Origin of the sequence: Winogradskyella vidalii (genome assembly GCF_013403955.1) — a bacterium.
GTDB classification, from domain to species: Bacteria; Bacteroidota; Bacteroidia; order Flavobacteriales; family Flavobacteriaceae; genus Winogradskyella; species Winogradskyella vidalii.
Genome location: NZ_JABFDG010000005.1, coordinates 309,737 through 324,187, shown reverse-complemented (window position 1 = coordinate 324,187; position 14,451 = coordinate 309,737). Strand labels below are relative to the sequence as shown.

At 33.2% G+C, this 14,451-nt stretch carries 14 protein-coding genes; 7 read left to right on the top strand and 7 right to left on the bottom strand.

Going from position 1 to position 14,451, the window contains the following annotated elements; genetic code table 11:
* The first annotated feature begins 39 nt into the window (after positions 1-39).
* Complete coding sequence (locus HM982_RS13395) at positions 40-897, top strand: OmpA/MotB family protein (RefSeq protein ID WP_179353753.1); 858 nt, start codon at positions 40-42, stop codon at positions 895-897.
* An 88-nt stretch (positions 898-985) separates the two neighbouring features.
* Here HM982_RS13395 and HM982_RS13390 read toward each other — a convergent pair whose 3' ends face one another.
* Complete coding sequence (locus tag HM982_RS13390) at positions 986-2,158, bottom strand: proline dehydrogenase family protein (RefSeq protein WP_179353752.1); 1,173 nt, start codon at positions 2,156-2,158, stop codon at positions 986-988.
* A gap of 94 nt (positions 2,159-2,252) precedes the next feature.
* Between HM982_RS13390 and aroB the strand changes: the two genes are divergently transcribed.
* Positions 2,253-3,323: a 3-dehydroquinate synthase gene (gene aroB, locus HM982_RS13385; RefSeq protein ID WP_179353751.1), complete on the top strand. Its 1,071-nt coding sequence runs from the start codon at positions 2,253-2,255 to the stop codon at positions 3,321-3,323.
* On the opposite strand, the gene HM982_RS13380 is transcribed toward aroB, so the two are convergent.
* The 3 genes from HM982_RS13380 to HM982_RS13370 form a co-directional block, all read right to left on the bottom strand.
* Positions 3,320-3,838 carry a DinB family protein gene (locus HM982_RS13380; protein WP_179353750.1) on the bottom strand — a complete coding sequence of 173 codons (519 nt, stop codon included), beginning with the start codon at positions 3,836-3,838 and terminating at the stop codon, positions 3,320-3,322. The genes aroB and HM982_RS13380 overlap by 4 nt on opposite strands.
* A gap of 73 nt (positions 3,839-3,911) precedes the next feature.
* On the bottom strand, positions 3,912-4,391 hold the full coding sequence (locus HM982_RS13375) for an Lrp/AsnC family transcriptional regulator (protein WP_179353749.1): 480 nt from the start codon (positions 4,389-4,391) through the stop codon (positions 3,912-3,914).
* A 74-nt stretch (positions 4,392-4,465) separates the two neighbouring features.
* Positions 4,466-5,611, bottom strand: coding sequence for a M14 family zinc carboxypeptidase (locus HM982_RS13370; protein ID WP_179353748.1), 1,146 nt, complete (start codon positions 5,609-5,611; stop codon positions 4,466-4,468).
* Between the two features lie 303 nt (positions 5,612-5,914).
* Here HM982_RS13370 and HM982_RS13365 point away from each other — a divergent pair, with 303 nt between their 5' ends.
* The 5 genes from HM982_RS13365 (at position 5,915) to HM982_RS13350 (ending at position 9,390) form a co-directional block, all read left to right on the top strand.
* Positions 5,915-6,301: a helix-turn-helix domain-containing protein gene (locus HM982_RS13365; protein ID WP_179353747.1), complete on the top strand. Its 387-nt coding sequence runs from the start codon at positions 5,915-5,917 to the stop codon at positions 6,299-6,301.
* 40 nt (positions 6,302-6,341) lie between these two features.
* On the top strand, positions 6,342-6,728 hold the full coding sequence (locus tag HM982_RS13360; protein ID WP_179353746.1) for a hypothetical protein: 387 nt from the start codon (positions 6,342-6,344) through the stop codon (positions 6,726-6,728).
* Positions 6,729-7,031: 303 nt separating this feature from the next.
* A complete protein-coding gene (locus HM982_RS18550) occupies positions 7,032-7,271 on the top strand; it encodes a hypothetical protein (RefSeq protein WP_246296799.1) in 240 nt (79 codons plus the stop codon).
* A 77-nt stretch (positions 7,272-7,348) separates the two neighbouring features.
* Positions 7,349-8,440 (top strand): MBOAT family O-acyltransferase, encoded by a 1,092-nt coding sequence (locus tag HM982_RS13355; RefSeq protein WP_246296792.1) that lies wholly within the window; start codon positions 7,349-7,351, stop codon positions 8,438-8,440.
* Between the two features lie 116 nt (positions 8,441-8,556).
* Positions 8,557-9,390 (top strand): hypothetical protein, encoded by an 834-nt coding sequence (locus tag HM982_RS13350; protein WP_179353745.1) that lies wholly within the window; start codon positions 8,557-8,559, stop codon positions 9,388-9,390.
* Here HM982_RS13350 and HM982_RS13345 read toward each other — a convergent pair.
* The 3 genes from HM982_RS13345 to HM982_RS13335 are packed head-to-tail and all read right to left on the bottom strand — an operon-like array spanning position 9,387 to position 14,377.
* A complete protein-coding gene (locus HM982_RS13345; RefSeq protein WP_179353744.1) occupies positions 9,387-12,047 on the bottom strand; it encodes a DNA gyrase/topoisomerase IV subunit A in 2,661 nt (886 codons plus the stop codon). The genes HM982_RS13350 and HM982_RS13345 overlap by 4 nt on opposite strands.
* Complete coding sequence (locus tag HM982_RS13340; RefSeq protein ID WP_179353743.1) at positions 12,048-12,521, bottom strand: hypothetical protein; 474 nt, start codon at positions 12,519-12,521, stop codon at positions 12,048-12,050.
* On the bottom strand, positions 12,518-14,377 hold the full coding sequence (locus HM982_RS13335) for a DNA topoisomerase IV subunit B (RefSeq protein ID WP_179353742.1): 1,860 nt from the start codon (positions 14,375-14,377) through the stop codon (positions 12,518-12,520). The genes HM982_RS13340 and HM982_RS13335 overlap by 4 nt, the downstream gene beginning before the upstream one ends.
* Between the last annotated feature and the right edge of the window lie 74 nt (positions 14,378-14,451).

Here is a 14,451-nt window from a genome sequence, read left to right as displayed (position 1 = left end):
TGTTTAGCTTATATAAACTATTTAAACTAAATTGGAATTATGAAAAAATTAATGTTATTGAGTGTGTTTTCTCTGCTATTTATGGCATCGTGTGTCTCTAAAAAAGAGCATGTTGCACTTCAAGAAAGATATCAAGAAAGTCAAGATTTATTAAATACGGCGACCGTTAAATTAAATAGCTGTCTATCAGATGTTGCTGCTGCTAATGCAAGAGTAGAAACAATGAAAGATCAATTGGCTGATTTACGTAAGTCTAACCAGGATTTAATTGATACAAAAGGTGATTTAACGATTTTAACTAAAAAAGGTTCTGAAAACCTTGAAAAATCATTAGAAAGCTTAAAAGAGCGCGATTTAAAAATTACAAGATTACAAGACGCTTTAACTAAAAAAGATAGTGTAACACTTGCTATTGTTACTAGCCTTAAGAAAGCCGTAGGTATCAACGATCCAGACATTGAAATTAATGTAGAAAAAGGTGTGGTATTTATCTCTATTGCTGATAAATTATTATTCCAAAGTGGAAGTTATAACGTCACCTCTAGAGCTAAAGAAGTTTTAGGAAAAGTAGCTAAAGTTATTAATAGCAAACCTGATTTTGAAGCTATGGTTGAATCGCATACAGATAACGTACCTTACAGCAGACCTCCATTAGTAGATAACTGGGATTTAAGTGTAAAACGTGCCACTTCTGTTGTAAGAGTTTTAGAAAGCTTAGATGTTAACCCACAACAACTTATTGCTGCTGGTCGTAGCCACTATGTACCGTTAGTAGAAAACGATACTGCTGAAAACAAAGCGACAAACAGACGTACACGTATTGTTGTAATGCCAAAAATTGATCAGTTCTACGATATGGTTGAAACTGAAATGAAAAAATTATCTGAAGAGGAATAATCTTCAAAGATATTTAGACATAATAAAAACCCAATGCAAAATGCATTGGGTTTTCTTATTTATTATAAACCATTAGTTATACTTTACACTATAACTTACGGCGTTTCTTTTCCTTTTTCAATAAGGTTAGCTCTCTACTAGTTTGTCCTGCAACAGATGTATTCTCTTCTGCTCTTCGTATTAAGTAAGGCATAACATCTTTTACCGGACCAAAAGGGATATACTTAGCAACATTGTAACCCTGGGCAGCCAAATTAAAGCTAATATGATCACTCATCCCATATAATTGACCAAACCACACGTTATTATCTACTTTCGAAATTTTAAGCGCCTCCATAAGCTCCATTGCCAAATAGCAACTCGCTTCGTTATGCGTCCCGATAAATACAGATATCTCGTCTAAATGATTGAGAATGTAATTTAGCGCCTCATTAAAATTATCATCAGTAGCTTTTTTATTTTCACATATTGGCGAATCATAACCTTTTTCTAAGGCTCTCTCACGCTCTTTTTCCATATAAGCCCCACGAACAATTTTCATACCTATTTTAAAGCCAGCCGCTTTAGCACGTTGGTGCAAATCTTTTAAGTAATCAAAACGATCCCAACGGTATAATTGCAAGGTATTGTAAACTATGGTTACCTCTTTATTATAACGGCGCATCATCTCTTCAACCAAATCATCAGCAGCAACTTGCATCCAGCTTTCTTCGGCATCAACAAGTACTTCCACATCTTTTTCTTTGGCCAATTTACAAACCGCATCAAAACGCCCTACAATACGTTCCCACTCAGCTGTTTCATCTGCCGTAAAAGCCTTCCCTTCTGTTTTCTTCTGATAGAGCTCAAAACGCCCAAATCCTGATGGTTTAAAAACAACAATAGGCATGGCTTCGCGATCATCACAAAAATGAATGATTTTAATGATCTTTTCCATAGCACTATCAAATTGATTCTCTACATCTTTACCTTCCACAGAATAATCTAAAACAGAACTTACACCTTCCGTGTATAATTTATCAATAACAGGTAAAGAATCCTCTTCACTAACACCGCCACAAAAGTGATCAAAAACCGTAGCACGAATTAACCCTTCAACGGGTAGATTGGCTTTTAGCGCAAAATTAGTTGCAACCGTACCAATCCGTACCAAAGGCGCTGAAGAAATCATTTTAAACAAAAAATAAGCACGATCTAATTCCGTATTAGATTTAAGCGTAAACGCTGTTGCTGTATTTTCAAAAAGAGAGTGATTTATCATTAGCAAAATATATAAACACAAATATATTTATTATATGTTTTACTTTTTTCTGAAAAAGGAAGTATTTTCACACCATTAAACTATATCATTTATAATGAATTCTATTGCAACAAAAAATAGTACTGTATATTTTAATTCTGAAGTATACACAGCACTAAACAGTTATATAAAAAAGGCCAAACCTTCTATAATTTTTATTCTTGTAGATACCAATACACATGATTATTGCTTACCAAAATTTATGGAGCGTCTAGAATCTTCTGATATCACTGTAGAAGTTATGGAAATGCCTAATGGCGAAGAACATAAAACGATAGATATCTGTACAGGGGTTTGGGAAGCCTTATCAGAACATAATGCCGATCGCCATAGCTTATTAATTAATCTCGGTGGTGGTGTTGTTACCGATTTAGGTGGTTTTGTAGCCAGTACTTATATGCGAGGAATTACTTATATTAATATCCCAACATCCTTATTAGCTATGGTAGATGCATCAGTTGGTGGTAAAACAGGCGTTGATTTAGGTGTATTAAAAAACCAAATCGGTGTGATTAATGAAGGGGAAATGGTTGCTATAGACACTAGTTTTTTAGACACTTTACCACAAAATGAAATGGTTTCTGGTTTTGCTGAAATGCTGAAACACGGCTTAATATACGACGAGACTTATTGGAATACTTTAACACACTTAGAAAAACTAAGCATCTCTGATTTAGATCAATTAATCTATGATTCTGTTGTTATAAAAAACAAAGTAGTGACTTCTGACCCAAAAGAACAAGGTCTGAGAAAAATATTGAATTTCGGTCATACTTTAGGTCATGCCATTGAAAGTTACTTCTTAGAAAATGCTGACAAAACACCTTTACTTCATGGCGAGGCTGTAGCTATTGGAATGCTTTTAGAAACGTATTTATCGACAAAAGTATGTGGATTAAGTACTGAAGATTTAGAATTAATTTCAACAGGAATATTAAAAACATTCTCTAAGGTTGACATCACCAAAAACGACCAAAACCATATTATAGATTTATTAAAATACGATAAGAAAAACAGCCATGGCATTGTAAAATTTGTATTACTTGAAGCTATAGGCAAACCTAAAATAGACTGTGTGGTTAGCAACGAACTAATTTCAGAGGCTTTTGAACACTACGCCAACTAAAGATAGCGTTCCTTTATAATTTGGGCATGATGATGATCATGTCCAACAATTATAAAGCCAATAGCCCTAACTGAAATAGGAAATCCACTTGCCTCACCTATTTGCAATAAGGCTTCAGAACTAAAACTACTAAACAACGTTATTGTAGCTTCTCTAACAGATTTATACTCCTCTACAAGACTCGTAAAGGTTCTATGATTAGCACTAGCAGCCTCTACGTAGTCATTATGCTCAAAGCCTGGTAAGGCCGTACCGTCAAAGCGCGCTATTCGTAAGGCGCGATATGCAAAGATTCGCTCAGTATCAATAACATGAAGCAAAACATCTTTTACCGTCCACTTACCTTCTGCATAAGAAAAATCATGCTTTGCCTTAGGGATACCTGAGTAAAAAGATACAACAACGTCTAAATTCTTCTTTAAACTTTCAACAACAGAAATACCAGAATTAACTTTATCGATATACGTTTGATAATAACTATTGTATTCACTTTTGCTTATAAGACTTTCGTTCATAAATGTAGGATTATAAAAAAAGCCCTAAGTATTAATTATACAAGGGCTTTCTATATAGTTTTCTAACTATTGATTACAACTCATTAAAAATGGTATGCATCAAACGTTTTTTATCATTTAAACTTTCTTCTAAAGAAATCATTGTTTCAGTTCTATAGACACCATCAATATCATCTAACATAAAAATAATCTCCTTAGCATGCATAGTATCTTTAGCTCTTATCTTACAAAAGATATTAAACTTACCTGTAGTGATATGCGCGACAGTCACATAAGGAATATGCGTAATACGCTCTAAAACAAACTTAGTTTGCGAGGTATTTTGAAGAAAAACACCTACATAAGCTATAAATGTATAATCTAACTTTTGGTAATTTAATGTCAGGGACGATCCCATTATAATACCAGCTTCTTCCATTTTTTTCACACGCACATGAACAGTTCCTGCAGAAATCAACAATTTCTTTGCGATATCTGTAAAAGGGATTCGTGTATTATCGATGAGCATGTCGAGGATTTGGTGATCAACCTCATCTAATTTAAATTTTGCCATAATCTTATTATCTTTAAAGTAAATGCAAAAATAGAACATTTACATTAGGAATTATGTATTTTAATTGAATTATTTCAAGGTTTCAGCAAGATTCTTTCATTTTTTAGCATTACGAAATCGATTTCGACGCCTATATTTAGGTCGGAATTTTCTTTCTTAGCTAAAATTTGACCTTCAGCATCAATTTCTCGATGCCCATATTTCTGATTTAATTTTGAAATTGCAGCAATTTTAGGAATAAATTCTACCTCATTTCCCACTAAAATTTCTTCAAATTGAATTCCGACATCTGTGAGATCCGATTCAGATTCCTTTAATTTAACATTTCGTAAAATAATATCATAAAAACATTTAGAGTTCTCTGGTATCGTAAAATAAGCATCATAACCACTATTATCGACTCCCAAAGCAATAGCATCAAGCCCTTTTAAGATAGCTATAAACATAAAACGTCGCACTTCTTCCCTACTATAGTCATTAGAATAATGACCCGCCTCATACAATAAGGTCGGTACACCAAAATTTTGAAATGTATCACCTACGCAGTTTAAGTTAAAACCATCATCATAGCGCCCTACAGCTCCAGGAATTTCATTTTGCACCAAATCATTAATTGCAGCAATAATTGCCATTGCAGACTTTCTATTAGCCGTTAACGAGCGGCTTTCATCTTGTGCAGGTGATAAAAAAGAAAGTGTCGCTACAGCATTAGTTTCCCCTGCGCTAAAAATAGTTCGTTGCCCATGAAGATTAAAGCAATAATCAGGCTCAAAGTCATTATAAGCTTGTCTCAGAACTTTACTTTCTGGCTGCGACAAATCTTGAGCGTCTCTATTTAAATCGACTTTATTCGCATTAATACGCGTATAGCGTTCAGCACCATCTGGATTTAAAATAGGAATAACCAATAAAGTACATTGCTCTAAAATGTGTTTTATGATATCATTTTCACCTTCAAAGAGATTAAAACAATCAAAAAGTGCTTTAGTCGATGTTGATTCATTGCCATGCATCTGCGACCATATTAATACTTTTTTAAGACCGTGACCAAATTTAAAACTATAAATAGGACGACCTTCAACAGAATGTCCAAGTGTTGAAATTCTAGTTTTAGAAAACGCATCAAAACACTTTTCTATGTGAGAATTGGTAATATAACGACCTTGCAAATCTGAAGCTTTATCAGAAGAAAATACGCTGTTTAAAAGTTCTATATTCATACCACTTAATTTAATGTTACAAATGTAACAATTTACTTTTTTACATTTGTAAACAAGTAAAAGCTCACACTTTGTTACAAACGTAAACAACAAATAAAAAACATATGGTTACAACACCATCAGTTTACAAAGACAATTCAAACACTTTAAAAAATAACCAACAAAATATTATAAATCAGTTATTTAAAAATATTATCTAAACTAATTGTTTATGTGTATTTGTAATGTTAGGTGATTTATATTCATAGTCTCAATACTATTTATTACATTTGTAACACCTAATGTTCAACCCTATAGTTTACAATGATAAACACCACCGAATTCACAACAAGACTCCAAAAAGTTATTGATTACTACAACGAAACAGCTTCTAGTTTTGCAGAAAAAGTCGGTGTGCAACGCTCAAGTATTTCACATGTTTTAAGTGGCCGTAATAAACCAAGTTTAGACTTTGTAATGAAGGTACTTCACACCTATCCTGAAGTAGAATTATATTGGTTGATGAATGGCAAGGGAAATTTTCCTCGAGATCATAAAATTTCAGAATCTCCAAATTCAAACCAAACAGAAACAAAAACAAAACCACAAGTTTCAAATCCTGTTCCTACAACTAAAACCGAATCAAATTCTGAAATTGATAAAATTGTTATTTTTTACAAAGACGGTACTTTTAAAAGTTATAACCCTTAATATTAATTACACGATTGATTACCTTTGTAAAAAGACTAAAATGAAGCTAATTTCCGCACTATTAACTTTAACACTATTATCGAGTTGTTATTCAATTGAACGCGACTGTACAGATTTTAAAACAGGAACTTTTGAGTTTACCTACACTATAGACGGAAAAGAACAAACTAGCAAGTTTAAAAGAACTGAAGATTACAATATTGATTACCATGAAGCAACGGCTGACACCTCTTCTATACGCTGGATTAATGATTGTGAATTTATACTTAAGAAACTTCACCCTACTAGCAATTCAGAAAAAGACGCTATTCACATGAAAATTCTATCAACTACTAAAGATAGTTATACCTTTGAATATAAGCTCGCAGTTAAGCGTCCCAACAAACCCTTAAATGTTGAAAAAGGTACAGCTGTAAAAATTGACTAGCTATTCTATTAATAGCACCATCTTTATTTAGCGGCACAGAATTCAGTACAGCATTATTTATTTTAACCCAATTTTAAAATTCGCGTTATAATGCTTTTATTTAGTGACTTAAACAGTAAAAGCTAATGAGGAATAAAAATCAAATCACCTATAATTTTAAATTACCTAAAGCTATAGAACGTTTATTTTAATCCGCTTAACTAAAATCACATTACTTATTTGGCTACCGGAAATTGGATTCACTATATTTCAAGAATATTAATATTGTTTTCAAACCAACTCAGTTCTTAAAACATTTATTTAATGCTTTTTAACTCCATAGAATATCTTGTTTTTTTACCCTTAGTCTTTATCGGGTATTGGATACTAAAAGATAGCTATAAAAAGCAAAATATTTTATTACTTATCTCTAGTTATGTTTTTTACGGTTGGTGGGATTATCGTTTTCTATCACTTATAATTTTTAGCTCATTTCTAGATTATTATGTAGGCCAAAAGATTGAAGATGCTATTAGTGAAAAACACAAAAAAACTGGCTATTAGCTAGTCTTTGCTCTAACCTAGGTCTGCTCGGTATTTTTAAGTACTATAACTTCTTTGCAGATTCCTTTGCCAGTACGATGTCTTCGATAGGTTGGCAAGTCAATGACTTGACCTTAAATATAATTCTACCTGTTGGCATTAGTTTTTACACCTTTCAAACTTTGAGTTACAGCATAGACATCTACAGGAACCAAATAAAAGCAAGTAGAGATATTGTTGGTTTTTTTACGTTTGTTAGTTTGTTTCCTCAGTTAGTAGCAGGACCAATTGAACGTGCCTCTAATTTAATGCCTCAAATTGAAAAAAAACGAAACCTCAATACAACACTATTAAAAACAGATGTTTTTCAAATCTTTATTGGTTTATTTAGAAAAGTAGATATAGCAGACAACTTAGGCGTTTACGTAGATTCTGTCTACGGGAATTATGAAATACACAACAGCACAACACTTTTGATAGCTACTATTTTTTATGCTTTTCAGATTTATTTTGATTTTTCTGGCTATTCAGACATTGCAATTGGTAGCGCAAAGCTCTTTGGATTTAATTTTAATAGGAATTTTAATTTTCCATATTTCTCAAAAACGTTAACTGAATTTTGGCGGCGATGGCACATGTCACTTTCCTTCTGGTTGCGAGACTACCTATACATCTCCCTAGGCGGAAATAGAAAAGGCATTGTTATCACCTATCGCAACCTATTATTAACAATGCTTATCGGCGGTCTTTGGCATGGTAGCTCATGGAACTTTGTTATATGGGGAGGAATTCATGGTTTATTTTTAAGTTTGGAAAAATACACATTTTCAACTTTTAAAATTAAAACCTTCAATAACCTAGGATATATATACACTTTTATAGTAGTACTTATTGCTTGGGTATTCTTTAGAGCCCCAAACTTCCATTCCGCATCAACAATTTTAACTGAAATTTTCAGCTTTAATTATGATTCTTTGTTTATCGGAAACATCAACACTTTTATAAATGCCCTTTTCCTCCTTGCAATAGGCATCTTAATAGACTTAAAAATATTTAGATCTAATACAACACTAGAAGAATATGGTGTTCGATTTAGTATTTTAAAGCTTTCGATAATTGTATCTGTTATTATTTTAATACTATGCTTATTCTACTCAACAGCTGAAAACTTTATTTATTTCCAATTTTAGAATATGAATCTAGAAACTCTAAAGAAACTCTTAAAAATCACTAGCCTCATACTATTAATTAGTTATGGAATAGACAAGTTAGCATTCTTTAGCTTAAATAAAGTAGTGATAAAGTAATGACAGGCCAAGCTATTGGCAAATTAAATCACTTCTTGGCTTTGAAAGATAATACCGATTTTCTGGTGTTTGGAAATTCAAGGGCAAATAGACATATCAATGTTGACTTATTTAGTAAAAACAGCTTCAATATGGGTGTAGATTGTGTAGACATTGCATACAATAGCACTCTAATTAACACCTTACCTGAAACTAAAAAACAACTCATTTTAGTTCATATAGACACTAAGAATTTCTTTGACATTAACTATGATGGCGCTGATATTAGAGGGTTAAAAACCAAGTACCAAAGAGACAACAAAATTACAAAGGCACTTCATAAATCTAAACAATTATCTGTTTTTCAGAGGTTTTATTACAGCATAAATTACAACGGAAGCGCTATCGGTATTATTAAAAATTATTTTAAACCAAGCTATAACTACAAAGCCTACAATGGATACGATCCTATTCCCGTCAATGAATCTAACAAAGAAACGAGAGATTTAACTCTATCTAAATCTATACACATTAACACAGAATGCACAGATAACCATACTATAAACCCTATAGCTCTAGACTATTTAAAAACAATTAAAAACTTCGTTGAAAAATCACCTGACAAAACATTTTTATTTGTCACTTCTCCTATGTACAATGATAATTGTAACACTGACAACATAAAACTCAGTAATTTAATGCAAGAATTAGGACTAAATTATTGGGATTTCACAAATTTATATAAAAACACTAATAACAATTCCTATTGGAAAGACGCTACACACATGTCTAAAAAAGGTGTAGAAGCTTTTTCTAAGCATTTATTAGAAAAGTTCAAAACTTCTAATATTTAAAAAAGCGAGCCTTGACCATCACCACTCAACTCGGTATCATCTTTATCCCTTTCAGATGAAGTATCAGTATTAGATGATGCACTATCTTGAGATGGAGTATCAACAGTTTCCTCATCAACAACTTCTAACTCATCAGCATGCACTTCATCTGGTGCTTCGTAAGGTAACGATTCTAGCAAACTTACTTGATTTATTTTATCTCTAGTTAATTGATTTCCTTGTGCTGTAATCCCCTTTACCGAAATAAATTCTTCAAGATTAACCTCCATGTTTGGCTTACGGTCCTTACCTCTTTCTTTAGTGAATTCCACTTCTGCCATTGGCCTCCAATCTGTAGAAACAATTTCTAATTGCGAGTCAGGATGATCCGATATAAAATCATCCTCTTTACCCTCCTGCTCTATTAAGAAACGCTTTACATAGTAACGTTCTTTTTCACCATCATAATAAATTGCTGATAATGGTTTTTTAGGAATCCATTTTTCTAAAATAATCATGTCATCTTCAAAATGCGCTGTCAATTCTGGAATAATAGTTTTTACACGCCCAGATTGACTCACAACAAGCAAACGGTCTTCACCTCTAAACTCACCTATTAAATCACCTCTACCATCAACATTTAATCGTCTCACCGTATCATCAAACCATATTTTACGAGGCTTCAACGTAGAAACCCCTTTTTCTTTCAGCTCTACACGTTTTATCGCATATTTAGTAACAGTATTTCCTTTTGAAGTCCGACCTTTAATTAAGATATCTGCAAAGTCTAGATCCCATTTCAATTTTTTAATACTACCTACATTACGCAACATGATAGTTACTACCTCTGCTTCTCCATTAGGATTAGCTGAAAAATACCATAACGAAGACCCTTTTGTACCGTTAGTTAAATCGTATTCACGATCCCTAGTCATACTCGTAACCGCAAAACGCTTAACATACGAAGGCCCTTTTTTACCATCACGATAAATCATGTTATAAATAGTTCGTTTGTCTTTCTTTTTGAAAACTGCAACGTGAATAATATTTTTACCTATGAACGTTTTTGTATCTACTTTAGTGACCATCATTTTGCCTTCGTTAGTAAAGCAAATAATATCATCAATATCACTACAGTCTCCTACATACTCATCACGTCTTAACGAAGTCCCAATAAAACCTTCCTCCCTATTAACATAAAGTTTTGTATTTCTAATGACAACTTTTGTAGCATCTACATCATCAAAAATTCTAATCTCTGTTTTGCGCTCTTTTCCTTCACCGTATTCTTTTTTCAAACGTTCAAAATACGCTATCGCATAGTCAATTAGATTAGCTAAGTGATGTTTTACTTCAGCTATCTGATCTTCTAAAGCATCTATTTTTTGTTGTGCTTTATCAATATCAAACTTAGAAATACGCTTAATTCTAATTTCAGTTAAGCGGGTAATATCTTCAACGGTAATCTTACGCTTTAAGTGTTGTATGTGAGGCTGAAGCCCTTTATCAATCGCACTAATTACACCATCCCAAGTCTCTTCTTCTTCAATATCACGGTAAATTCTATTTTCAATAAAAATACGCTCTAAGGATGCAAAATGCCACTGTTCTTCATACTCCCCAAGTTTTATTTCTAGTTCGTTTTTGAGAAGCTGAACCGTATTATCAGTTGAACGACGAAGCATTTCTGTGACTCCCACAAAATAAGGCTTGTTATCTTCAATAACACAACCTAAAGGTGATATAGAGGTTTCGCAATTGGTAAAAGCATACAAAGCATCAATCGTTTTGTCGGGTGATAATCCTGAAGGTAAATGAATTAATATTTCAACATCTGCAGCGGTATTATCTTCAATTTTTTTAATCTTAATTTTCCCTTTATCATTAGCCTTCAGTATAGAATCTATGAGTGAAGATGTTGTTGTTCCGTAAGGGATTTCTGTAATAACTAAAGTATTTTTATCACGCTGGGAAATTTGAGCACGTACTCTAACTTTCCCTCCTCGCATACCATCGTTATAATTAGTAAAATCAGCAACACCAGCTGTAGGAAAATCTGGTAAAAGCGTAAAACGCTTCCCATTTAAGTGCTTTACAGAAGCTTCAATCAGCTCTATAAAATTATGAGGCAAAATTTTTGTCGATAAACCCACCGCAATACCTTCGCCTCCTTGTGCCAAAAGCAAAGGAAACATTACGGGCAAATTAATAGGCTCTTTTCGTCTGCCGTCATACGATGCTTGCCATTCGGTAATTTTAGGATTATAAACAACATCTAATGCAAATTTAGAAAGTCGCGCTTCAATATAACGTGATGCTGCTGCACGGTCACCTGTTAAAATATTCCCCCAGTTTCCTTGAGTATCAATCAGTAAATCTTTCTGACCAATTTGCACCATCGCATCAGCAATACTCGCATCACCATGAGGGTGATATTGCATGGTGTGACCAACAATATTTGCTACTTTATTGTAGCGACCGTCATCTAAATCCTTCATGGAGTGCATTATACGGCGTTGCACAGGCTTAAAACCATCCTCAATTGCAGGTACAGCACGTTCTAAGATTACATAAGAGGCATAATCTAAAAACCACTCTTTGTACATTCCGGTAACCTTAGTTATGGTTTCGTGGTTACCGCTCTCTTCATTTAATAACTCTTCATGTTCTTCTGCCATTTATCCTTCTTTATGCATTTTGTTTTCTTTTATAATCTTCCTCAATGACTGCTTTAAGTATTTGATTTTTTTACGTTTTAACAACGTAATATTAAAGCGTTCCTTTAATATCTTTCCATTGCTTTGGGTCGAATAAATAATCAAACTTTTATAAAAGAAATAATTGATAATCCTAAAACCTGCCAACTTATCTTTAGCGATTTCCACTTTATTTTCTCGATAATTAAAAATATCATTAAGTATTAAGCCACTATTAGTGATAATAATTTGAGCACCATCGCTATCGTATTCAAAAAAACGAGCTATAAAGTGCACAATTACTACAGCTACAAGTAAACCTATAAAGACATACAAAGAACTGCCTTCAAATAAATGATAAGATTTAAAAACGGTAGCTAAAAAAACAGCAATGACTACCAATAGAAAATAGATAGAAACAATGATGTTTTTTACTTTTCTGTTATCAGTTCTCATATAGCTTCCTCAACAACATCAAGTTCAACTTTAAGATTGTCAATAATAAATTCTTGTCGTGTTGGTGTATTTTTCCCCATGTAGAACGACAATAATTCTTCTATAGACATCTCTTTATCTAACATAACAGGATCTAAACGAATATCTTCACCAATGAAATGCACAAATTCATCTGGCGAAATTTCACCCAAACCTTTAAATCGAGTGATTTCTGGTTTTGGCTTTAATTTTTCCATCGCATCACGACGTTCGTCTTCGGAATAACAATAAATGGTTTCCTTTTTATTTCGAACCCTAAATAAAGGGGTTTGTAAAATATATAAATGTCCATCTTTAATCACTTCAGGAAAAAACTGTAGAAAAAACGTAATCAATAACAAACGAATGTGCATCCCATCAACATCGGCATCTGTTGCAATTACCACATTATTGTAACGTAAATCCTCAAGAGATTCTTCAATATTTAATGCAGCTTGGAGCAAGTTGAACTCCTCATTTTCGTAAACAATTTTTTTACTTAAACCGTAACTATTTAAAGGCTTTCCTTTTAAACTAAAAACAGCTTGCGTATTTACATCTCGTGATTTAGTGATACTACCCGAAGCCGAATCTCCCTCTGTAATAAACAGGGTGGTTTCTAAATAACGTTCATTTTTTGTATCTCCAAAATGCACACGGCAATCGCGCAATTTTTTATTGTGTAGACTGGCTTTTTTTGCACGGTCTTTAGCTAGCTTTCGAATACCTGATAATTCTTTGCGCTCACGTTCTGCCTGAAGGATTTTACGTTGGATTTTTTCAGCAGTATCTGGATTTTTATGTAAAAAATTATCTAAATAGGTTTTTACAAAATCGTTAATATAAGTTCTTACTGTTGGCAAATCACCCCCCATATCTGTAGAACCTAGTTTTGTTTTTGTTTGACTTTCAAAAACAGGCTCCATCACTTTTATGGCAATAGCAGACACCACCGACTTTCTAATATCGGATGCATCATAACTTTTTCCATAAAACTCCCTAATGGTTTTAACTAAAGCCTCTCTATAGGCTGCTAGATGTGTTCCACCCTGGGTTGTATTTTGTCCATTTACAAACGAATGGTATTCTTCACTGTATTGAGTTTTACTATGTGTAAGTGCCACTTCAATATCATCACCTTTTAAGTGAATAATTGGATAGAGTAAATCCGTTTCATTAATAGTTTCGGACAATAAATCCTTTAAACCATTTTCACTAAAATATTTTTCACCATTAAAAACTATGGTTAATCCAGGATTTAGATACACATAGTTTTTAAGCATTTTTACGATATACTCGTTTCTATACTTATATTTTTTAAAAATAATCTCATCAGGAATAAAGCTTACTTTGGTTCCTTTTCTGCGACTGGTTTCTTCTAAGAGCTCTTGATTGGTAAGATTCCCTTGCTCAAATTCAGCAGAGGCTGATTTATTATCTCTTGTAGATTCCACTCTAAAATAAGACGATAATGCATTTACCGCTTTGGTACCTACTCCATTTAAACCTACCGATTTCTTAAAGGCTTTAGAATCGTACTTACCTCCTGTATTCATCTTAGAGACAACATCTACAACTTTACCAAGAGGAATTCCACGACCATAATCTCTAACAATAACACGCTCGCCTTGCACTGAAATTTCAATGGTCTTACCAGCGCCCATCACATACTCATCAATAGAGTTATCTAGAACTTCCTTGAGAAGAATATAAATACCATCATCTGGAGAAGACCCATCACCTAATTTTCCGATATACATACCCGGTCGCATTCGGATATGTTCTTTCCAATCGAGTGAGCGTATGTTATCTTCGGTATAGTTAGTCTGTTCTGACATAGAAATTCTGGAAACATTAAGATGAAAGGCTAATATAAGACTATCGCCTTAAAAAATGAAATAAGGCCTAGGTA

What these genes read in the sequence shown, in the direction of transcription:
- HM982_RS13395 (WP_179353753.1), top strand. Translation starts at nt 40, where the DNA reads ATGAAAAAATTAATGTTATTGAGTGTGTTTTCTCTGCTATTTATGGCA.
- HM982_RS13390 (WP_179353752.1), bottom strand. Translation starts at nt 2,158, where the DNA reads ATGATAAATCACTCTCTTTTTGAAAATACAGCAACAGCGTTTACGCTT.
- aroB (WP_179353751.1), top strand. Translation starts at nt 2,253, where the DNA reads ATGAATTCTATTGCAACAAAAAATAGTACTGTATATTTTAATTCTGAA.
- HM982_RS13380 (WP_179353750.1), bottom strand. Translation starts at nt 3,838, where the DNA reads ATGAACGAAAGTCTTATAAGCAAAAGTGAATACAATAGTTATTATCAA.
- HM982_RS13375 (WP_179353749.1), bottom strand. Translation starts at nt 4,391, where the DNA reads ATGGCAAAATTTAAATTAGATGAGGTTGATCACCAAATCCTCGACATG.
- HM982_RS13370 (WP_179353748.1), bottom strand. Translation starts at nt 5,611, where the DNA reads ATGAATATAGAACTTTTAAACAGCGTATTTTCTTCTGATAAAGCTTCA.
- HM982_RS13365 (WP_179353747.1), top strand. Translation starts at nt 5,915, where the DNA reads ATGATAAACACCACCGAATTCACAACAAGACTCCAAAAAGTTATTGAT.
- HM982_RS13360 (WP_179353746.1), top strand. Translation starts at nt 6,342, where the DNA reads ATGAAGCTAATTTCCGCACTATTAACTTTAACACTATTATCGAGTTGT.
- HM982_RS18550 (WP_246296799.1), top strand. Translation starts at nt 7,032, where the DNA reads ATGCTTTTTAACTCCATAGAATATCTTGTTTTTTTACCCTTAGTCTTT.
- HM982_RS13355 (WP_246296792.1), top strand. Translation starts at nt 7,349, where the DNA reads ATGTCTTCGATAGGTTGGCAAGTCAATGACTTGACCTTAAATATAATT.
- HM982_RS13350 (WP_179353745.1), top strand. Translation starts at nt 8,557, where the DNA reads ATGACAGGCCAAGCTATTGGCAAATTAAATCACTTCTTGGCTTTGAAA.
- HM982_RS13345 (WP_179353744.1), bottom strand. Translation starts at nt 12,047, where the DNA reads ATGGCAGAAGAACATGAAGAGTTATTAAATGAAGAGAGCGGTAACCAC.
- HM982_RS13340 (WP_179353743.1), bottom strand. Translation starts at nt 12,521, where the DNA reads ATGAGAACTGATAACAGAAAAGTAAAAAACATCATTGTTTCTATCTAT.
- HM982_RS13335 (WP_179353742.1), bottom strand. Translation starts at nt 14,377, where the DNA reads ATGTCAGAACAGACTAACTATACCGAAGATAACATACGCTCACTCGAT.